The 20,332-nt window shown below is 65.2% G+C and carries 14 protein-coding genes; 11 read left to right on the forward strand and 3 right to left on the reverse strand.

Annotation, left to right across the window (positions count from 1 at the left end):
• The first annotated feature begins 30 nt into the window (after window positions 1-30).
• The 4 genes from dbpA (at window position 31) to aroQ (ending at window position 4,985) form a co-directional block, all read left to right on the forward strand.
• Window positions 31-1,431 carry an ATP-dependent RNA helicase DbpA gene (dbpA, locus tag HNO52_RS03470; protein WP_197567806.1) on the forward strand — a complete coding sequence of 467 codons (1,401 nt, stop codon included), beginning with the start codon at window positions 31-33 and terminating at the stop codon, window positions 1,429-1,431.
• Between the two features lie 27 nt (window positions 1,432-1,458).
• Window positions 1,459-2,361, forward strand: coding sequence for a PA4780 family RIO1-like protein kinase (locus HNO52_RS03475; RefSeq protein ID WP_197567808.1), 903 nt, complete (start codon window positions 1,459-1,461; stop codon window positions 2,359-2,361).
• A gap of 132 nt (window positions 2,362-2,493) precedes the next feature.
• A complete protein-coding gene (locus tag HNO52_RS03480) occupies window positions 2,494-4,296 on the forward strand; it encodes a sensor domain-containing phosphodiesterase (RefSeq protein ID WP_197567809.1) in 1,803 nt (600 codons plus the stop codon).
• A gap of 80 nt (window positions 4,297-4,376) precedes the next feature.
• The gene (gene aroQ / locus HNO52_RS03485) at window positions 4,377-4,985 is read left to right on the forward strand and encodes a gamma subclass chorismate mutase AroQ (protein ID WP_197567812.1); all 609 of its coding nucleotides are present in this window, start codon (window positions 4,377-4,379) and stop codon (window positions 4,983-4,985) included.
• Between the two features lie 51 nt (window positions 4,986-5,036).
• On the opposite strand, the gene HNO52_RS03490 is transcribed toward aroQ, so the two are convergent.
• Complete coding sequence (locus HNO52_RS03490; RefSeq protein ID WP_197567813.1) at window positions 5,037-5,831, reverse strand: helix-turn-helix transcriptional regulator; 795 nt, start codon at window positions 5,829-5,831, stop codon at window positions 5,037-5,039.
• Between the two features lie 122 nt (window positions 5,832-5,953).
• Between HNO52_RS03490 and HNO52_RS03495 the strand changes: the two genes are divergently transcribed.
• The 4 genes from HNO52_RS03495 to putA all read left to right on the forward strand — a co-directional run bounded on the left by HNO52_RS03495 (window position 5,954) and on the right by putA (window position 12,841).
• Window positions 5,954-6,190 (forward strand): hypothetical protein, encoded by a 237-nt coding sequence (locus HNO52_RS03495; protein ID WP_197567814.1) that lies wholly within the window; start codon window positions 5,954-5,956, stop codon window positions 6,188-6,190.
• A 78-nt stretch (window positions 6,191-6,268) separates the two neighbouring features.
• Window positions 6,269-7,747: a Na+/H+ antiporter NhaC gene (gene nhaC / locus HNO52_RS03500; protein WP_197567815.1), complete on the forward strand. Its 1,479-nt coding sequence runs from the start codon at window positions 6,269-6,271 to the stop codon at window positions 7,745-7,747.
• Window positions 7,744-9,036: an NAD(P)/FAD-dependent oxidoreductase gene (locus tag HNO52_RS03505; RefSeq protein WP_197567816.1), complete on the forward strand. Its 1,293-nt coding sequence runs from the start codon at window positions 7,744-7,746 to the stop codon at window positions 9,034-9,036. Before nhaC ends, HNO52_RS03505 begins: the two co-directional genes overlap by 4 nt.
• Before the next feature lie 139 nt (window positions 9,037-9,175).
• Complete coding sequence (gene putA / locus HNO52_RS03510) at window positions 9,176-12,841, forward strand: bifunctional proline dehydrogenase/L-glutamate gamma-semialdehyde dehydrogenase PutA (protein ID WP_197567817.1); 3,666 nt, start codon at window positions 9,176-9,178, stop codon at window positions 12,839-12,841.
• Window positions 12,842-13,165: 324 nt separating this feature from the next.
• Here putA and HNO52_RS03515 read toward each other — a convergent pair whose 3' ends face one another.
• Window positions 13,166-14,800, reverse strand: coding sequence for a GMC family oxidoreductase (locus HNO52_RS03515; RefSeq protein ID WP_197567818.1), 1,635 nt, complete (start codon window positions 14,798-14,800; stop codon window positions 13,166-13,168).
• Window positions 14,801-14,802: 2 nt separating this feature from the next.
• Complete coding sequence (locus HNO52_RS03520; RefSeq protein WP_232090508.1) at window positions 14,803-16,296, reverse strand: aldehyde dehydrogenase family protein; 1,494 nt, start codon at window positions 16,294-16,296, stop codon at window positions 14,803-14,805.
• 144 nt (window positions 16,297-16,440) lie between these two features.
• On the opposite strand from HNO52_RS03520, the gene HNO52_RS03525 reads away from it, so the two are divergent.
• The 3 genes from HNO52_RS03525 to HNO52_RS03535 all read left to right on the forward strand — a co-directional run bounded on the left by HNO52_RS03525 (window position 16,441) and on the right by HNO52_RS03535 (window position 20,173).
• Window positions 16,441-17,355 carry a LysR substrate-binding domain-containing protein gene (locus HNO52_RS03525; protein ID WP_197567819.1) on the forward strand — a complete coding sequence of 305 codons (915 nt, stop codon included), beginning with the start codon at window positions 16,441-16,443 and terminating at the stop codon, window positions 17,353-17,355.
• Window positions 17,356-17,426: 71 nt separating this feature from the next.
• Window positions 17,427-18,953 (forward strand): M81 family metallopeptidase, encoded by a 1,527-nt coding sequence (locus tag HNO52_RS03530; protein WP_197567820.1) that lies wholly within the window; start codon window positions 17,427-17,429, stop codon window positions 18,951-18,953.
• Between the two features lie 266 nt (window positions 18,954-19,219).
• Window positions 19,220-20,173 (forward strand): DctP family TRAP transporter solute-binding subunit, encoded by a 954-nt coding sequence (locus HNO52_RS03535; protein ID WP_197567822.1) that lies wholly within the window; start codon window positions 19,220-19,222, stop codon window positions 20,171-20,173.
• The last annotated feature ends 159 nt before the right edge of the window (window positions 20,174-20,332 follow it).

Raw genomic sequence — 20,332 nt, forward strand, 5'->3', positions numbered from 1 at the left:
GCATCGCTCAATTTCTCGCAGGTCCATTCCGTGTCCGATTCTTCCCATGACGGGGCCTTTGCCTCGCTGCCGCTGGCGCCAGAGTTACTGGCCAATATCGATTCGCTCGGCTACCGCGCCATGACACCGATTCAGGCCGAGAGCCTGCCCTTGGTGCTGGCGGGCCGTGACGTGATCGCGCAGGCGAAGACCGGCTCGGGCAAGACCGCTGCGTTCGGCCTGGGATTGCTGTCGCGTCTGCTCGTCGCGCGCTTCTGCGTGCAGGCGCTGGTGCTCTGTCCCACCCGCGAGCTGGCCGACCAGGTGGCCGGCGAAATCCGGCGGCTTGCGCGCACATTACCCAACGTCAAGGTACTGACCCTGTGCGGCGGGACTCCCCTGGGCCCGCAGCTCGCTTCGCTGGCGCATGGTGCGCATGTAATAGTGGGTACTCCGGGCAGGGTGGAGGAGCACCTGCGCAAGGGCTCGCTCGACCTCGCTTCGCTCGAGACGCTGGTGCTTGACGAGGCGGACCGCATGCTCGACATGGGCTTCCAGCCTGCGATGGAGGCGATCGTCGCCGAGACGCCGGCCTGCCGCCAGACCCTGCTATTCAGCGCGACCTACAGCGACGAAATCCGGCGCATTGCCGACGGGCTGATGCGTGCCCCGGCCGAGGTGGCGGTGGCCGAAACCCATGACGAGACCACCATACGCCAGCGTATCTATCGAGTGGCAGACGAAGCGGAGCGCTTCTCCGCCCTGCGTGGGCTACTGTTGCAGCATCGGCCGCGCGCAAGCGTGGTGTTCTGCAACACACGGCGCGAGACGCAGGAGGTTGCCGATGCCCTCTGTGAAGCGGGCTTCAGTGCCCTGGCGCTGCATGGCGACCTGGAGCAGCGTGACCGCGACCGCATCTTGATCCTGTTCGCCAATCACAGCGCTTCCATCCTGGTCGCGACCGACGTAGCGGCACGCGGACTGGATATCGAAGCACTGGATGCGGTATTCAACTATCAGATCGCTCGTGAACTCGAGGTTCATGTGCATCGTGTCGGGCGTACCGGCCGTGCCGGCAGCTCCGGCATCGCCTGCACCTTGGTCGCCGAGCGCGAGGCCTATCGCCTCGAGCGGCTGGCCGAGTTTCTTGGCGAGCCGCTCGAGGAGGCGCCGTTGCCGCCACGCAATGTGCTGACGCGGGAGCCTTTCCTGCCGGAGATGGCGACGTTGCAGCTCGACGGCGGCAAGAAGCAGAAGGTGCGCCCCGGGGATATTCTCGGCGCACTGACCGGCGATGGAGGCATCGAAGGTGCCCAGGTCGGCAAGATCAAGGTGCTGGAGCGCAGCGCCTACGTGGCCGTGAAGCGCGAGGTCGCCAAGGCAGCGCTCGCCCAGCTCGGCACGGGAAAACTCAAGGGGCGTTCGTTCCGCGCCCGGCGTGTCAGCCGCTGATTGCCGCTGAGAACAGAAGGAGGATAGGTGAAGGTACCTAAGCGATTGCAGCCACTGATCGACGACGGTCTGATCGAGGCGGTCGAGAGTCAACTGATGAGTGGCAAGGAAGCCCAGGTCTACGTGGTGCTGTCCCACGGGGAGCGTCGCTGCGCCAAGGTCTTCAAGGAGGCGAAGCAGCGCAGTTTCAAGCAGGCGGTGCAGTACCAGGAGGGCCGTCGCGAACGCAACAGCCGCCGCTCGCGGGCCATGGCCAAGAAGACCCGCTACGGTCAGAAGGAGCAGGAACAGGCCTGGCTCAACGCCGAGGTCGATGCCCTCTACCGGCTGGCGGCGGCGGATGTCCGGGTGCCGCAGCCCTACGGGTTCATCGACGGTGTGCTGCTGATGGAGATGATCAGCGATGCCGAGGGCCTGACCGCCCCACGCCTGGACGACGTGACCCTGAGCCTCGAGCAGGCCCGAGACTACTACGCCAAGGTCATTCGCGACGTGGTCAAGATGCTGTGCGCGGGCCTGATCCACGGCGACCTCTCCGAGTTCAACGTCCTGTTGGCCGCCGACGGCCCGGTGATCATCGATCTGCCCCAGGCGGTGGACGCTGCCGGCAACAACAGCGCCGAGATGATGTTCGAGCGCGACGTGGACAACATGCGCCGCTATTTCGGTCGCTTCGCCCCCGAGTTGCTGGCCACCGACTACGGCAAGGAGATCTGGGCGCTCTACGAGTCCGGGGAACTGCACCCGGAGAGCCAACTGACGGGCTGCTTCGAGCACGACACCAGCGCCGTGGACGTGAACGAGCTGATGACCGTGATCGACGACGTGCGCGAGGAGGAGGCCTACCGTCAGGGGGCGCGTAACCGCGGCGATGAACCCGGCGTGGAGGAGGCCGCCGAGGAGTGGCAGGAATCCCAGCGGGAGCGTTGAGCCCGGCCACGCCGTCGAGATCCGGCTGATAGCGGTTGAATCCACGTTATGGTCGCGTTATCAGGATTTGACTAGGCTCTAAAAGTCACCGGCAGTATAAGGCGCCGGCTGCAGACTGCCAGGGAGCCCTTCATGGACAACGACAGCGCTGGTGCTCACGACTACGAGCAGGCGCGGCTCTATGCGCTGCGCCAGCTCAACCTGCTGGATACGCCGCCGAGCGAGAGCTTCGATCGAATCACGCGCATGGCCAGCAAGTTCTTCGGCATGCCCATCGCTGCCGTTTCGCTGACCGATGCCGACCGCCAGTGGTTCAAGTCGCGGGTGGGAGTGGAGCACTGGGAAATACCGCGATTCAAGGCCTGCTGCGGCGAGGTGGCGGATGAATCCGCCGTGCTGGTGGTGCCCGATCTGCTCGAATCGCCAACCTACCACGATAGTGTGCTTGCCGAGTCGGGCATACGCTTCTATGCCGGTGCGCCGTTGCAGACCCAGGAGGGCTACACCCTGGGCGCCATGTGCGTACTCGATACCCAGCCGCGCGAGATTAGCGCGGAGGAAGTCGCCATCCTCCAGGACATGGCCGCCATGGTCATGGCTCAGATCGAACTGCAGCACGCCTTCGGCCGGATCGATCCGCTCACCGGGCTACCGAATCGTAGCCAATTCGCCGAGGATCTCGACGACCTGGGGCGCGATGATCCCGACAAGCCACGCTGCGCACTGTTCACCGAAGTGCTGGATATCGAGCAGGTGAGCATCCTGCACCGGGTCATGGGGCCGGCCTACATCGACGAACTGGCCCGGGTGGCGGCGCGTGGGCTGCAGGTAGCACTGGGCAAGGCGCAGCGGCTCTACTGCGTGGGTCCTTGCCAGTTCGTTCATCTAGTCGACGGCCGTGGCGATGCCGAGCTGATCGCAATCGGATTGCGCCTGCGTGAGACGCTGCTTGCCCTGCAGCTGATCCGCGAGGCGCCTATCCTGGTGCATCCGGTGGTGGGCGCCGCCCCGCTCAGCCTGGGCAAGGACTCGGCTGTGGACGTGCTGCGCACAGCGCACAGCGCCTGCCAGGATGCCCGCCAGACCGAGGCGGGGGCAGGCGTCTATTCGCAGGCGCTCGATGCCAGCCATCGGCGACGCTTCACGCTGCTCTCCGACTTTCGTGCCGCCCTGGCATCCGCCGACCAGCTGCGCCTGGTCTACCAGCCGCGCGTCGAGCTGAGTTCGCGAGAATGCATCGGCGCGGAGGCGCTGCTGCGTTGGCGCCATCCAGAGCTCGGCGACATCTCTCCCGCCGAATTCATTCCCTTGATCGAGAACACGCCGCTGGCCGACCCGCTCACCGACTGGGTGATGCGCAGGGTCGTCGCCCAGGCCCAGTCTTGGCACCGGCAAGGGCGGACGCTGGCCGTGTCGCTCAATGTCTCTGCGTGCAACCTGGACGCGCCCGATTTCGCCGAGCGTCTCCTGTCGCGCATGGCGCAGGCGGAACTGCCGGCCTCGGCTATCGAGGTCGAGCTGACGGAAACGGCGCTGTTCGGACAAGGTCGCGGCGCCTGGCAGCAGCTCGACAGGCTGATCGAGGCGGGCATCCAGATCGCCATCGACGACTTCGGTACCGGCTATAGCAGCCTGGCTTACCTGCAAGACATTCCCGCCCAGATCGTCAAGATCGACCGCTCCTTCATCAGAAGGCTCGACGATCTCCCGCGCAGCCGGACCTTGGTAGAAGCGATGCTCAGCATGGCGCACAATTTGGGTTACCGCGTGGTGGCCGAGGGTGTGGAGACACAGCAGACCTACGACTATCTCGAGTCGCTGGGCTGTCACGAAGGGCAGGGCTACCTGATGGCCAGGCCGCTCGAAGTGGGCGACTTCGAAACCTGGCTGACGGCGAGTGGTGCCTGGCAACGGTGGAATGCAGCGTCCAGGTGAGATAAGGAAGGGGGCCGAGAGGAAGAGTGGCGCATTTTTTGCCACACTGGCTCGGAACCCAGCAGAAACGAGTCGCCTTCATGCGTTGCGAACCGACAGGACGTCAATCGATATCGGCCCTTGGCCGGCTGTTAGCCTTTACCCTGATGCTGAGCCTATTGCTGGCAGGTTGCCAGATGCAGCCGCCGGAGCCACCCGACGAAGACAAGGCGACCATCGACCGCATGCTGGTCATGATCGATGAACGGCTCGACGTGGCGCCGCTGGTGGCCCAGGCCAAGTGGAACAGCGGCGCGCCCATCGAGGCACCCGAGCGTGAGGCACAGATTCTCAATCAGGTGTCGGAGGATGCCGCAGCGGTCGGTGTCGACGAGGACTTCGCCCGGCGCTTCTTCGACAAGCAGTTCGAGGCGAGCAAGCAGATTCAGCGGCGCTTGCACCATCGGTGGTTGCAGGAAGGGCGCTCACCTTTTGCCGATCCACCCGATCTCGCCGAGGAGGTACGTCCGGTGCTTGACCGACTGACCCCGCAATTGATTGAGGCGCTGGCCGACATCGAGCGCATCGCCGAGGTCGAAGGCTCGGGCCGCTATCTCGAACGGCGCGCGACGGAGCTGGTCCAGGACGACTTCGACGGCGAGCCTCGCGCTGTTTCCATCCAGCCGTTGATGGAGCGCCTGGCGCGTTAGCGTTCGGGTGATGAAAGCGCAGGATCTGCGTTATACCAGTGAGAGCCGAGTTTATCTCGGCTCTTTGCGTTCCGTACTCGGGGCGTGGCCCAAGCGGCGTCGGTAAGCTCGTGAGAAGCTCGATACATCGGAGAAGCCGAGATCGTAGGCGATCTCGCTCACCGGACGGTGCGTCTCGCGCAGCCAGTAACGGGCCCACAGCAGCCTGCGGTTCATCACGTATTGCTGCGGGGTCTGCCCGAATTCACGCAGGCAGAGCAGGTGGAGCTGGCTCTGACAGAGATGGAAGGCGTCGGCGAGCAGGCCGTTGTCAGGAGGAGTTGCCAAGCGTTCGTCGATGAAGGTATCGAGACGCGAGGCGGTGATTCGCTCATGAGCGACATCGTCCGGGCGCTGCAAGGTGACCAGCTCGCTGAGCTGGCTCACGAACATGATGGCCAATTGATGATTGAGCAGGGTGGATTGCGCCGCCGACTTGGGTGCCTTCAGTTGGTGCGTCGCCAGCTCCACCATGGGGATCAGCGACGGCGGCAAGCTGACCGACCGAGGGGTGGCGAACAGGGATTCGCGCAGCTCGAGCGCACAGCTGCGCTCCAGTGCCGCCAGGCACGGGTCGTTGGCATCCAGGTCGATGACCAGCACCTCGCAGTCTTCGCCTCGCCCCAGGTAGAGGTGGGGCTCGTTCGGCGGAAGGATGGCCGCCTGCCCCAATACCAGATGCTCCCCACCACGGCTGAATTCGTAATCCATGGTGCCGCGCCAGCCCAGCATCAGCTGCGGGTGCGCATGGAGGTGCTCGCCGCTGCGACGCGCAATCGGGTTGCAGCGAGCTAGAGTCTGGTGCATGGCGGTGAGCCTCCTGCAGATCGAGAGCAGAGCCTCGAACAACGATAGCGGAGCCAGGGTCAAGCATTGGAGAGGGTGACCTGCCTAGACTGGCGTTTCATCATCGTTGAAAAGAGGCTGTCATGATTCTCAACGCCGAGCAAGTGATCAAGGCGCTTCTCTGGAGCGCCTTGGTGGATGCCCTGTCCGACATCTTCACCCGCAGCGTGCAATCGCCAGTGCGCCATCACCTTCATTTGCCCGTTCCCCGGGACCCGGAGGCCACCCTGCTGCTGATGCCGGCGTGGCTCGAGGGTGTCTCTAACGAAGATCCGGCAGCCGCCATCCTGGCCTACGAACACTGCACCGAAGAGCCCTGAACCTGCGCCTTCCTTTATCAAATCCTTCTGGCACAACGACAACAGGGTAGGTCGATACCTGCCCGGGAACCTACAAGAATGAAAGATTATTCGGCCCCCGCCATCTCCGTACCGAGTCTGCCGCTGGCGTTGATTCCCATCGTGCTGACCATCGCGCTGCTCGGCGTTCAAATCTTCTACTACGACGATTTTACCCCGCACATTCCACTCGCCATCGGCTTTGGCATCACCGCCGTGGTGGGGTGGCTGCAGGGCTACCGCTGGAAGGACATCGAGAGCGGCGCCTTTCGCGTGCTGCACGTGGCGATGCCTTCCATCGCGACCCTGATCATCGTCGGCATGCTGGTCGGTACCTGGATCGCCAGCGGTACCGTGCCGATGCTGATTTATCTGGGACTCGAGCTGATCAACCCGAGCTGGTTCCTGGCTGCGGCCATGCTGATGTGTTCCATGGTCTCACTGGCCATCGGCTCCTCATGGACCACCGTCGGCACCGTGGGCCTGGCCCTGATCGGCATCGGTGATGCCTTCGGCGTGCCCATCTACTGGACCGCCGGTGCGGTGGTTTCCGGCGCCTTTTTTGGCGACAAGATCTCGCCCCTGTCAGATACCACCAACCTGTCGCCAGCTGTCACCGAGACCAATATCTTCGACCACATCCGCTACATGATGCCGACCACCGTCCCCGCCATGCTGATCGCCCTGGCGATTTATGCTGTGGCCGGCGGTGCCGAGGCCGGCGCGGGCGATGCCCTGGCGCGCATTGATGCCATCAAGCAGGGGCTGGCGGCAAGCTTCGACATGGGCCTGTGGCAGCTGCTGCCGCTGGTGGTGGTCATCGGCCTGGCCTTCTTCAAGATTGCGCCGATACCGGCACTGTTCACCGGGGTAATGCTGGGTGGCGGCGTCGCTATCCTCTCTCAGGGTGCGAGCCTGCACGATGCCCTGACCTATGCCCACAGCGGCTACGTCATCGAGACCGGTACCGCAACGCTGGACAGCCTGCTCAACCGTGGCGGCGTCACCTCGATGACCTGGGTCGTGACCCTGATGATGTTTGCCTTGGCATACGGCGGTGCCCTGGAACGCACCCGCTGCCTGGAGGCCATCGTCGACGCCATCGTGAAGCGGCTGAAAAGCTTCCGTGGGCTGCAGACCAGTGCCATCATGACCTCTATTGCCACCAATGTGGTCTCCGGCGACGTCTACTTGTCCATCGCCCTGCCGGGGCGCATGTACAAGCCGGCCTATGACAGCATGGGCTACTCGCGGTTGAATCTGTCTCGTGCCATCGAGGAGGGCGGTACCCTCGTCTCGCCATTGGTGCCCTGGAACGCAGGTGGTGCTTTCGTCATGGGTGCCTTGGGCTTGACCGTGGCCGGCGGTGATTTCAGCCAACTGCTCTACATTCCACTGGCCTTCGCCTGCTGGCTTTCACCCATGATCGGGATTCTCTATGCTCAGCTGGGTTGGTTTTCCAGGCGCGCCGAGCAGGAGCCCGATACCCGGACGGCAACCGACCACCGGGCCGTACCGGCGATGGAGGAGCGTGAATGAACCAGGCTGGCATCCGTGCTGCCGTGGTAGGCGCCGGCGTGGTGGGCATGACCGCCGCGCTGGACCTCCAGCAGCGCGGCCTGTCGGTGACGGTGCTGGATCCCCAGGGGCCGGGGGAAGGAGCTTCCTCCGGCAATGCCGGCTTTCTGGCCACGGAACTGATCGATCCGCTATCGACCCCCGCGATGCTGCGTAAGGCGCCGCGGCTTTGGCTGGATCCCCACGGCGCCGTGGCGTTGCCGCTGCGCTACTTGCCCAGGTTACTGCCCTGGCTGGCGCGCTTCGTTGCCGCGGCCCGTCCCGCCCAGGTGGCCCAGGGTCGCCAGGCGTTGGCAGCCCTCAACGGGGCGGCCGTGGCTGCCTGGCGGCGCTGCCTGGCCGATATCGGCGCCGAAGACGAACTGGTGGCCTCGGGTTACCTGCTGGTGTGGGAGTCTGGCAAGGGGCGCGCCGAGGCGAGTCGCTACATGGAGCACCTGCAGCATTGGGGCCACGAGGTGGAGTGGCTCGAAGCGGAACAGATCCGCGCGCGTGAGCCAGGGCTTTCGGGCCGACTGAGCCATGGTCTCTATTTTCCCGGCGCCCACCAGGTGCGAGACCCACTCGTCCTGGTGCGTCGCCTGGCACAAGCATTCGAGGCTAGAGGGGGCGAGATACGTCGCGCCCGGGTCGAGCGCCTGGTGCCGACGCCCGACGGCGTGACGCTGGCGACTGATGAGGGAGAGCTGGACTTCGCCCAGGTGGTGGTGGCGGCCGGCGCCTGGAGCCACCAACTGGCTAGAGGTGTCGGCCTCGAGGTGCCGCTGGAGACCGAGCGTGGCTACCACCTGACCCTGCCCGGGCGGATGCAGGCGTTGCGACAACCGGTCGGTTCCGCCGAGCGCCGCTGCGTGATGACGCCGATGAGCTGCGGGCTGCGGGTGGTCGGCTTCACCGAGTTGGGCGGCCTCTCGCTGGCACCGATCAAGCGCCGCTATGCCTCGCTGCGCCGACACACCGGCAGGCTGCTGGCGGACACGGCAAGACTCGAAACGTCTACGGAGTGGATGGGGTTCCGCCCGACACTGCCCGATTCGTTGCCGGTCATCGACACCCATCCCGACTACCCGACGGTTCACTTCGCCTTCGGTCACCAGCATTTGGGGCTGACCCAGGCGGCGATCACGGCGGAACTCGTGACGGCGCTGATGATGAGCGAAAGGCCGCCGTTGGACCTCGAGCCCTATCGGGTGACACGCTTCCAGCGGTCCGTTGGCCAGGAGCGAGGTGAACGTCGCCATGTCTCCTAGAATGATATTCCAGCGTCGATGAAATGAGGTTGAATCGAATGTCGGTGCCGACCAGTCCATCAAGCGTTAATAGCCGAACAGAGAATAGCATCCGAACCGACGCTCTGACGCCGTATATCGGGTGACAAGGGGATTGACCATGAGTGAAGTCAGCATGCGCCACCAGAGCGCCGTGAGCGAGTCACGCTCGCGTGTGCGCGCCAACTATGCAGCCGACGAAGCGGAGGTGCTGCACGGGCTTGCCGAGCGCATCGGACTCTCGGAGGAGGAGCGCCGCAAGGTCGCCGCCGTCGGCGCCAACTATGTGGAACGCGTGCGCAAGGAAACGTCGCCCACGATGATGGAGGCGTTCCTGGCCGAATACGGGCTCTCGACCGCCGAGGGCGTCGGGCTCATGTGTCTGGCCGAGGCGCTGCTGCGCGTGCCCGACGCGGAGACCATCGACGATCTCATCCACGACAAGATCGAGCCGTCCGACTGGGGCGCGCACTTGGGCAAGTCCTCCTCGTCGATGGTCAACGCCTCGACCTGGGCCCTGATGCTGACCGGCAAGGTGCTGGATGACGATCCCAAGGGGCCGGTGCGGGCGCTGCGGGGGCTGGTGCGTCGCATGGGCGAACCGGTGGTACGCACCGCGGTCGGTCAGTCGATGAAGATCCTCGGCCGTCAATTCGTGCTCGGCCAGACCATCGAGGAGGGCATGAAGAATGCCCGCGAACTCGAGAAGCAGGGCTATACCTACTCCTACGACATGCTGGGCGAGGCGGCGCGTACCGACGCCGATGCCGTTCGCTATCACCAGGCCTACGCCAAGGCGATCGCCGCGATCGCCGAGCAGGCCAAGGGCGACGTGCGTTCGAGCCCCGGGATCTCGGTGAAACTCTCGGCGCTGCACCCGCGCTATGAATTTACCCACCGCGACACGGTGATGAGCGAGCTCGTGCCGCGCGCGCTGGAGCTGGCCCGACAGGCGGCCAAGGCCAATATCGGCTTCAACATCGACGCCGAGGAGCAGGATCGGCTGGAACTCTCGCTCGACGTGATCGAGGCACTGCTGTCCGACCCTAATCTCGCCGGCTGGGACGGCTTCGGTGTCGTGGTACAGGCCTATGGGCGACGGGCCGGGCCGGTGATCGAGACACTCTACGAGCTGGCCGAACGGCTCGACCGCAAGATCATGGTGCGGCTGGTGAAAGGCGCCTACTGGGACACCGAGATCAAGCTGGCGCAGGAGGTGGGTGTCGAGACCTTTCCGGTCTTCACCCGCAAGGCCAACACCGATGTCAGCTACATGGCCTGTGCGCAGATGCTGCTCGACCGGCGCGATCGGATCTATCCGCAGTTCGCCACCCACAACGCCCATACCTGCGCTGCCGTCGTCGCCATGGCGGGCGACGACAAGGAGAGCTTCGAGTTCCAGCGCCTGCACGGCATGGGAGAGTCGCTGCATCACATCGTCAAGCAGACCGAGGGCACGCGCTGCCGTATCTACGCCCCGGTCGGCGCACACCGCGACTTGCTGGCCTACCTGGTGCGACGCCTGCTGGAGAACGGGGCGAACTCCTCGTTCGTCAACCAGGTGGTGGACAGCTCGATTCCCCCGAGCGAGGTTGCGCGTGACCCGGTGACCGAGTTGCAGCGGCTGGGCGCCGCCATTCCCAGTCCATTGATAGTGCCGCCCGGGCAGCTCTTCGCCCCCGAACGCACGAATTCCCGCGGCTTCCGCATCAACGAGCCCGCCTCGATCCTGCCGTTGCTGGCGGCACGTGAGGAACTGGCCGACAAGACCTGGACCGCCGGGCCGATGCTCGCCGGTAGCCCGGCGCCTCAGGGGCCGGCCCGCGATGCCGTGTCCCCCGCCGACGGCTCGCGCGTGGTCGGCCAGGTGCATGAGGCGACTGCGGCCGAGGTGGCGGCTGCACTCGACGCTGCGCACGAGGGCTTTCGCGACTGGTCGGCGCGGCCGGTGGCCGAGCGCGCCAAGGTGCTGCGCCGCACCGCCGACCTCTACGAGATACACATGGCCGAGCTGACCGTGATCGCCACGCGCGAAGCCGGCAAGATGATGTTCGACGGCATCGCCGAGGTGCGCGAGGCGGTGGACTTCCTGCGCTACTATGCCTGCGAGATCGAGCGGCTGGAGATGGAGGAGCCCGGCGAGGCCCGTGGCGTCTTCGTCTGCATCAGCCCGTGGAACTTCCCGCTCGCCATCTTCACCGGCCAGATCGCCGCGGCGCTGGCGGCAGGCAATGCGGTGCTCGCCAAGCCCGCCGAGCAGACATCACTGATCGCCGCGCGCGCCGTCGAGCTGATGCGCGAGGCCGGCCTGCCGGAGGCAGCGCTGCAGTTGCTGCCCGGCGACGGGCCGACGGTGGGCGGGCCGCTGACCAGCGATCCGCGGATCGCGGGAGTGTGCTTCACCGGCTCGACCGAGGTGGCGCAGATCATCCACCAGGCGCTGGCGAAGAATGCGGGGCCGGATGCGGTGCTGATCGCCGAGACCGGTGGACTCAACGCCATGATCGTGGACTCGACGGCGCTGACCGAGCAGGCGGTGCGCGACATCCTGATCTCGTCCTTCCAGTCGGCCGGCCAGCGCTGTTCCGCGCTCAGGATGCTGTATGTCCAGGAGGAGGCGCGCGACCGGCTGCTGACGATGCTCGACGGGGCGATGGACGCGCTTTCCATCGGCGACCCCTGGAACACCGACACCGACGTCTCCCCGGTGATCGACGCCGAGGCGCAGGATGGCATCAGCGCCTATTTGGCGGGGCAGGAGGAGGCCGGCAAGGTACTGAAGAAGCTGCCCGCGCCGGCTATCGGTACCTTTGTCAGCCCTGCGGTGGTCGAGGTCGGCGGTATCGAGGATCTCGAGCGCGAAATCTTCGGCCCGGTGCTGCACGTGGCCACCTTCAAGGCGCGTGACATCGACAGAGTGGTCGACGCAATCAATGCCAGGGGCTACGGGCTGACCTTTGGCCTGCATACCCGTATCGACGACCGCGTGCAGCAGATCGTCGAGCGCATCCATGTCGGCAACATCTACGTCAACCGCAACCAGATTGGTGCCATCGTCGGCTCCCAGCCTTTCGGCGGCGAGGGGCTTTCAGGCACCGGGCCCAAGGCCGGCGGTCCCCTCTACGTCAACCGGTTCCGCCGCACCGCCGCCACGGAGCGCCACGAAACGCCCCAGGGCGACGCCGTGGCCCTCGGTGAGCTCCAGTCGGCCCTCGACGGGTTGGACGCGCGCAATTGGGCAGCGCGTCCCGACCGGGTCGAGGTGCTTCGCAAGGCGCTCTCCGGTAAACGCGGGGTGATCCGCAAGGCACTCGCCGAGACCGCGGCCCTGGATATGACGCCGCATACGCTGCCGGGGCCGACCGGGGAAAGCAACCGGCTGTCGTTCTATCCCAAGGGACCGGTACTCTGCCTTGGGCCGACGCTCGACATCGCCGTAGCCCAGGCGGCGCAGGCACTCGGTGCCGGCTGCCCGGCGGTGATCGTCGCACCTGGCTCGGCGCAGGCCGTGCGGCCGCTGATCGATGCCGGGGCGCCCGTCGCCGCGTTCGACGGTATCGTCACGGCTGAGACGCTGACCGCGGTCAAGGGCATCGCGGCGGTGGCCGCTTCCGGCGCCAGTGAATGGACCCGAGAACTGCGCATGGCACTCGCAGGACGCGACGGCCCCATCGTCTCGCTCGAGACCCAGGCCATCGCGCCGGAACGCTACGTAGTGGAGCGTCACCTCTGCATCGACACCACCGCCGCGGGCGGCAACGCCAGCCTGCTGGCCACGGCCGAGTAGCGTTGTAATGCTGCCGGGCGGCAAGCGAGCCGCCGCCCGGCAGCCTACAGGTTGTGCTTACCTTCAGGCTAAGCTGTACGCTGACGACCCGAAATTCCAAAACTATGACAAGCAACTTTGCATATCTGAACAGTCTGCCAGAGGACCTTCCTTGAAAGCCGTGGTGTAAGGCGCTGAATAGTGTCTCAATCGCTTCTGGTCGGGCGGGAAAGCAGTGGCCCGGGACTGGTTCTAGGCGGCGGTGTTCGGGGGTTCGAGGAAGCCCCAGAGAAATGGCGGGAGACCTGGCTGGAGTGTTGAGCCCGGCGGCATTGCCGCGGGGCATCACAATGGATCTGGTGGAGCCCCCGCCGGCTCGGGCGGCAATGGCCGCCTGCCCAGAATCATGTCCGCCGCCTTTTCCCCGATCATCAGGGCGGCCGCATTGGTGTTCGCCGCCGGCATCGTCGGCATGATGGAGGCGTCGGCCACGCGCAACCCCTCGATCCCGTGGACCCGCAGCTGGTCGTCGACCACGCTGTCCGTGCGCTCCGCGGGTCCCATGCGGCAGGTCCCGATCGGATGATAGGTGGTGTTGCCGGTGTGGCGGGCATGGTCGAGCAGTTCGGCATCGCTCCGGGCTTGGTCGCCGGGCCAGACTTCCTGCTCGACATGCCGCGAGAAGGGAACGCTGCCGGCCAGCTGGCGGCCGAGCCGCATGGCCGCCAGCAGGGCGTGGCGATCCTCCTCCTCGGCCAGGTAGTTCGGCTGAAACTCGGGCTGCACGAAGGGATCGGCCGACAGGGCGCGGACATGCCCCCGGCTGGCCGGCCGCTGCTGCCAGCACGCGATGGTCGCACCGGGAAACCTGTCCAGCCCGCTCCAGACGCCTGCAGGATAGCTGGCGGGCGTGAAGGAGACCTGGATATCGCCGTGGTCCGAGCGCCAGAAGCAGTAGACCAGGGTCGGGGTCAGGGCCAGGGCGCCGCGCCGCCTGAAGGCGTAGCGGGCGACCTCCTTCACCAGCTTGAGGCCGCGCACGCGCTCGTTGATGGTCTCGATGCCGCGAATGCGCATCACCATCCTGGCCGCGTAGTGGTCGCAGAGGTTCTCGCCGACACCGGGGAGGGCGTGAACGAGGGGGACGCCGATCCGCTGCAGCAGGCCCGGGGCGCCGATGCCCGACAGCTGCAGCAGGTGTGGCGACGCGATGGCACCGCCACAGAGGATCACTTCCCTGTTCGCGAGGACCAGATGGTCACGGCCGTGCCGGTGGTAGCGCACGCCGACGGCGCGCCGGCCCGCGAAGAGGACATGCAGGGCCCGGGCCCGAGTGCGTACCTCGGTGTTGCCGCGCTTCATCGCCGGATAGAGGAAGGCCCGTGCCGGGCTGACCCGGCGCCCCCGATGGATGCTGCGCTGGACGTAGGCGATGCCCTCCTGGGAGGCACCGTTGTAGTCGGGGTTGCGCGGAATGCCGAGTGACTCGGCCCCGTCCATGAAGGCGTCACAGAGGGGATCGGGCTGGTCGATGTCGGTGATGGTGAAGGGGCCGGTCCGTCCCCGATAGCGGTCATCGCCGTCGCCGATACGCCCTTCGCAGCGCTTGAAGTAGGGCAGCAGCTCCGCGTAGCTCCAGCCACTGTTGCCCAGCGCCGCCCAGCCGTCGAAGTCGGCGCGGTGACCTCGGGTATAGACATGCCCGTTGATCGATCCCGACCCGCCCAGTGTCTTGCCCCGCGACTGGATGATGCTGCGCCCTCCCGTCCCCCAGCTGGGCGCCGTGCGATACATCCAGTTGATGCGGGGGTTGTCGAGGGCATGCACCACGGCGGCCGGGACATGGATGGACGGGTGACGGTCCGGTGGGCCGGCCTCGAGCACGCAGACCGAGCCCTGGCCCGATTCCGACAGCCGGCTGGCGACCACCGAACCGGCGCTGCCCGCACCGATGATGACGTAATCGAAGCGATCCGCCATGGCTAGAGGCGGATGCCGACATTCTTGGTCTGGACATAGCCGAGCAGGGCTTCCTGCCCCTTCTCCCGGCCATACCCGGAGCGCTTGGTGCCTCCGAAGGGAGTCTCCACGCCGCCCGTCCACCATTCATTGACATACACTTGCCCGGCGACCAGGCGGTCGGCCGTCCAGTGGGCCAGCCTCAGGTCGTTGGTGTAGACCCCGGCCGCCAGGCCGTAGTCGGTGCCGTTGGCAATGGCGACGGCCTCCTCCGGGGAGTCGAAGGGGAGGACCACGACCACCGGGCCGAAGAACTCCTCCTGGGCGATCCGCATCTCGGGACGCACCCCGGTGAAGAGGGTGGGTGCCATGAAGTGTCCCGGCGTGCCGGCCAGGCGCGATCCGCCGGTGACCAGTGTCGCGCCCTCCGCGACTCCGATACGGCAGAGCGACTCGACCCGATCCAGTTGCCGCGCGGAAATCAGGGGGCCCATGTCGCAGCCGTCGATGCCCGGGCCGACGGAAAGGGTCTCGGCCGCTTCCTTGAGCCGTGCCACCAGGTCGTCATGGATGGAACGGTGCACGATCAGGCGGGAGCCGGCCGAGCAGATCTGTCCGGCATGATGGAAGATCCCCCGCGCGGCACTTCTGGCCACCTGCTCCAGGTCCGCGTCCGGATAGATGATGGCGCCCGACTTGCCGCCCAGCTCCATGATGCACGGAATGATCCGTTCCGAGGCGGCCCGCAGCACGCTCCTGCCGGTCTCGACGGAACCGGTGAAGACGATGTGGTCGATATCGCCATGCGCGACCAGGCTGGCGCCGGCATCATGCCCGTAGCCGCAGAGGATGTTGACGGCCCCCTGGGGGACGCCGGCCCGTTCGCACGCCTCGGCAAACAGGAAGAGGCTCAGCGGGGAGTCCTCCGGCGACTTGAGGACCACCGTATTGCCGGTGAGCAGGGCACAGGTGATGGAGCGCGCCCCCACGGGGAGTGGCCCGTTCCACGGCACGATCTGGGCCGAGACCCCGAACGGCATATGGGTGGTGTAGTCGAGCACCCCCTCGCCCAGCGGGATCTGGCGTCCCTCCAGCTTGTCGGCCATGCCGGCGTAGTAGTCCAGGTAGCGCTGGGTCAGGGCGACATCGCCGTAGCCCCGCTCCACTGTCTTGCCGTTGTCGAAGCACTCGACGGTGGCGATCTCGTCAGCCAGCTCGCCGAGCCGGAGGGACACCTCCCGCATCATCTCGCCACGCTGATGAGGGCGCATCTCCGCCAGGCTCCGACTCTCGAAACAGCGTCGCGCGGCTGCCACGGCCCGATCCACATCGGCGGGCAGGGCGCGGGCGACCTCGGCAATGGGGGCGCCCGTCGCCGGGTCGGTAACGACGATGCGCTCGTCACCGGCGCCATCGACCCATTCGCCATCGATGAAATTCTTCCAGTACGGCCTGATGCTGGTCACTGTCTCCCCCATGGTACCGGCCTGCCCGGCACAGCTGTCGAATCTGGTCACTTATGACATCATTGCGAGTCGGCGAACCCTTGGCGAATGCCGGTTCGGGATCGGATCATGCGTGATTTGCATGCGTATCGGGCTCGGGTCATGATTCGGTGCTCAACAGGCCGGTCAGGCCGGGTCATGCCGGAGTCTCGTGCGATGGAAATCAAGTGGCTGATGGACTTCCTGTCCCTGGCGGATACGGGCAACTTCTCCCGCTCGGCGGAGTCTCGGGCCACCACCCAGCCCGCTTTCAGCCGGCGCATCAAGGCCCTGGAAGAGTGGGTGGGCGCCCCGCTGTTCGACCGTGGCAAGCAACCCATCACGCTGACGCCGGCGGGCGAACGCTTCCATCCGGTTGCCGAGGGCGTGCTGCGTCGGCTCTTCCAGGCCCGCGACGAGATTCGCCAGATCGGCCAGTCGAGCGAGAATACCATCTCGTTCTCGTCCACCCACAGTCTCTCCCTGACCTTCTTCCCCGACTGGATCCGGCATATCGAGGAGCGGGTCGGCGTGCTGCTGATCCGCCTGGATTCCAACCAGGTGGGCAGCTGTGTGCAGTCGCTGTTGCGGGGCGAGTGCCACTTCATGATGTGCCATACCCACCCCTCGGTGGACATCCCGCTGCCCGAGGACCGTTACCAGTCGGTGAAGGTCGGCGAGGATCGCCTGCTGCCGGTCTCGGCACCGGACGAGCAGGGGCGGCCATCCCAGCCGCTGCCGGGCTCGGCGGCAGCGCCACTCTCGTATCTGGCCTATGCGGAAACCTCCGCCATCGGGCGCGCCGTGGATTTCATGCTGGCGCACCATCCCGCACGCCCCGCCATGAAGCGCGTCTTCGAGACTCACCTGGCGGCCGTGCTGAAAACCATGGCCCGCGACGGGCGAGGCCTGGCGTGGCTGCCCGAGAACCAGATCCTTGCCGAGCTGGAGGCGGGAACGCTGCTGCTGTCGGGAGACCCGTCCTGGTACATTCCCGTCGACATCCGGGTGTTTCGCCCTCGCGAGCCCCTGCCCCATGCCGCGGAAGCGTTCTGGTCGGTGATCGGCGATACCGCTCCGGCATCGGACTAGGCCGAGGCGGCATTGGGTGCCGGGAAAGGCCCCATGTAAGCTGTGATCTCCATCACAAGGGGATCGATCAGATGACGGGGACTACTTCGCGGCGTGTCGCCATCCTGGGCCTGATGCTCGAAAGCAACCGTTTCGCCCCGGTGACCACCGAGGAGGACTATCTCAACCGGGTCTATCTGGCGGGTGATGAAATCCTGGCAGACCTGGGAAGTTCCGACCCCAAGCTGCCCGCGGAGATCCGTGGGTTCAGTAGTACCATGAATTCACGCTGCGACTGGACGCCTGTCCCCATCCTGGTGGGCCTGGTGGAGGCCGGAGGCCCGCTGGATCATGACTTCTACCAGGCGACCCGCGACGAGATGAAGCGTCGTCTCGAAGCCGCCATGCCCCTCGACGCCGTCTACATCGCCAACCACGGCGCCATGATCACCACCGAGGAGAATGATCCGGACGGCGAGATCTTCGCGATGGTCCGCGCCATCGTCGGCGCCGAGGTGCCCGTCGTGGCGACCCTGGACCTGCACGGCAACGTCTCCGAGCGCATGGTCGAGGCGACCGACGCCATCGTCGCCTACCGCACCAATCCGCATGTGGACATGCGGGATCGCGGGATGGAGGCGGCCGGCATCCTGCTGGAGATGTTCGCCGGCATGCGTCCGGAGATGGCCTTCATCCGCTTGCCACTGACGCCGCCGACGGTGACCCTGCTGACCGAATCCGGCCCCTACGCCGACATCATCGACTACGGTCAGGCCCTGATCACCGAGGCGATCGCCAATGTCTCCATTTTCGGTGGCTTTGCCTTCGGCGATACGCCGAAGAACGGGATGGCCATTCTCGTGACCGCAAGGGACGATGCCGAGGCCGCCAGGGCCGTGGCTCGCCGGATCGCCCGCAAGGCCTGGGATGACCATGAGCGCTATGTGCCGCACTTGACCTCGCTGGAAGAAGCCGTGGCCCGGGTCGTGGAGGTTGGAGAACAACCCCAGCTGCCGGCCCTCATCCTTGCCGATGTGGCCGACAACCCCGGTGGCGGGGGGCGGGGCAACACGATGTGGATTCTCGAGGCCCTGCACCAGGCCGGCGCCACGGGGGTGGTGGTCGGGGTGATCCACGACCCCGAGCTGGCCCGCGAGGCCCATGACCTGGGGGAGGGCGCCGCATTCAGCGCGGTCTTCAACCGGACCGAGCCCGATGATTTCTCGCGACGCTTCGAGGTGCCCGCCAGGGTGACCTGCCTCAAGGACGGGGACTGCGTCGGTCGACGGGGGTTCTATGCCGGACGGCGTATGAACCTGGGGCTGACAGTGCTTCTGGAACTGCGCGGAATTCAGGTCGTCGTGATATCGATTCGCACCCAGTGCGCCGATCCGGTGTTTCTGGAGATGATGGGGCTGGACATCTCCAAGGCTCGAGCCGTGGTGGTGAAGTCCCGCGGCCACTTCCGGGCCGGCTTCGACGAGTTCTTCGCCCCGGATCAGGTTGTCGAAGTCGATACCCCAGGGCTGACTTCGCCGATACTCACAAGATTTGATTTCAGATACCTGCCACGACCTGTCTTTCCTGTCGATACCCAAGTAGATTGGAAGCTTCCATAGGCAGGGGGATCACAAGTTATTTTTATTTTCTGTATCAGTAATTTAGGTTATTTCAGCGTATCTATACCTTAGCGGCATCGAACTATCAGGTCTTTGCATTCGCCTTGTGGCCGTAATGACAATAATCTCTAGTAGTGAGTAAAAGCGTGATGAATGTAATACCCTTCTTCCTACAATAAATAATGGGAATCAACATGAACAAGCTTCTGAAGTGGACCGTAATGGCCACAGCAACCGCTGTCGTACTAGGTGCTGCGGGGCCGACAATGGCAAAGACCATCAAGTTCGGCATGAATGCCCCCCAAGGTGATAACCCTGAGTGGAATGCTCTCGTCGCCTTCAAGGATCACGTCGAGTACAAGACTGAAGGTGACATCACGGTTCAGCTCTTCCCGAGTGCCCAGCTCGGTGCCGAGCGTGCCTGCGCGGAGCAGGTGCAGCAGGGTTCCGTCGAGGTCTGCCTGGTTGACACCGGTGCACTGGCCGGTTTCTACAATGATATCCAGGTGCTTTCGATTCCCTACCTCTTCAAGTCCTCGGCGCATGCCTGGTCCGTTTTCGAAAGCCCCTTCTTCAAGGATCTGGCCGAGGATATGCGGCAGGAAACCGGTATTCGGGTCATGTCCTGGGGCGAGAATGGCTTCCGTGACTTCACCAACAATGTACGTCCGATCCGCACGCCCGAGGATCTCAGGGGGCTGAAGATGCGGGTCATGGAGAGCCCCGTTTTCATTCGATTCGTCGAGTCGTTCGGAGCTGCAGCGACGCCAATGCCTGGCTCGGAGATCATCATGGCTGCCAAGCAGGGGGTCATCGATGGCCAGGAGAATCCCGCCCAGGTCAATTACGATTACAACCTGATGGACGTGCAGAAATACATGTCCACCGACGAGCACATTCTCGGGGTTCATGCCTATATCATCAACGATGCCTTCTTCGAAGGGCTGAGTGATGACGAGAAGGCGATAGTGCTCGAGGCGGCGACCCTTGCCGCGAACATCGAGAACACCCAGAAGCTAGCAGGCGCAAAGGAGTATATCGACCTGATCAGGGACAAGGGCGTGGAAATCCACATGACAACCATGGACGAGAAAGCCGCTTTCGCGGAAGTGTCCCAGGAGCCGGTACTGGAATACCTGAGGGAGCAGGTCGGCGAGGACCTGGTCCAGAGCTTGATGGACACCGCCGCCTCCTATGAGCCAGCCCTCTATGGGCGATAGGAAGTTCGCAGCGAGCCCGTGAACCGATGGCCAGCGGGGGTGGGAGGCATGTGCTGCCTCTCCTCCCTCTCTAGTTGCTGAAGGCGTCTATACCACCATGATGGATGATTCCGCTTCGCCAGTGGCCCCGACTCCCCGTCAACACCATCAGGAGACATC

It is taken from the genome of Halomonas sp. MCCC 1A13316, assembly GCF_014931605.1.
Taxonomy (GTDB): domain Bacteria; phylum Pseudomonadota; class Gammaproteobacteria; order Pseudomonadales; family Halomonadaceae; genus Halomonas.

What these genes read in the sequence shown, in the direction of transcription:
- HNO52_RS03495 (WP_197567814.1), top strand. Translation starts at nt 5,954, where the DNA reads ATGATTCTCAACGCCGAGCAAGTGATCAAGGCGCTTCTCTGGAGCGCC.
- putA (WP_197567817.1), top strand. Translation starts at nt 9,176, where the DNA reads ATGAGTGAAGTCAGCATGCGCCACCAGAGCGCCGTGAGCGAGTCACGC.
- HNO52_RS03530 (WP_197567820.1), top strand. Translation starts at nt 17,427, where the DNA reads ATGACGGGGACTACTTCGCGGCGTGTCGCCATCCTGGGCCTGATGCTC.
- HNO52_RS03480 (WP_197567809.1), top strand. Translation starts at nt 2,494, where the DNA reads ATGGACAACGACAGCGCTGGTGCTCACGACTACGAGCAGGCGCGGCTC.
- HNO52_RS03515 (WP_197567818.1), bottom strand. Translation starts at nt 14,800, where the DNA reads ATGGCGGATCGCTTCGATTACGTCATCATCGGTGCGGGCAGCGCCGGT.
- HNO52_RS03535 (WP_197567822.1), top strand. Translation starts at nt 19,220, where the DNA reads ATGGCAAAGACCATCAAGTTCGGCATGAATGCCCCCCAAGGTGATAAC.
- nhaC (WP_197567815.1), top strand. Translation starts at nt 6,269, where the DNA reads ATGAAAGATTATTCGGCCCCCGCCATCTCCGTACCGAGTCTGCCGCTG.
- HNO52_RS03490 (WP_197567813.1), bottom strand. Translation starts at nt 5,831, where the DNA reads ATGCACCAGACTCTAGCTCGCTGCAACCCGATTGCGCGTCGCAGCGGC.
- HNO52_RS03505 (WP_197567816.1), top strand. Translation starts at nt 7,744, where the DNA reads ATGAACCAGGCTGGCATCCGTGCTGCCGTGGTAGGCGCCGGCGTGGTG.
- HNO52_RS03525 (WP_197567819.1), top strand. Translation starts at nt 16,441, where the DNA reads ATGGAAATCAAGTGGCTGATGGACTTCCTGTCCCTGGCGGATACGGGC.
- aroQ (WP_197567812.1), top strand. Translation starts at nt 4,377, where the DNA reads ATGCGTTGCGAACCGACAGGACGTCAATCGATATCGGCCCTTGGCCGG.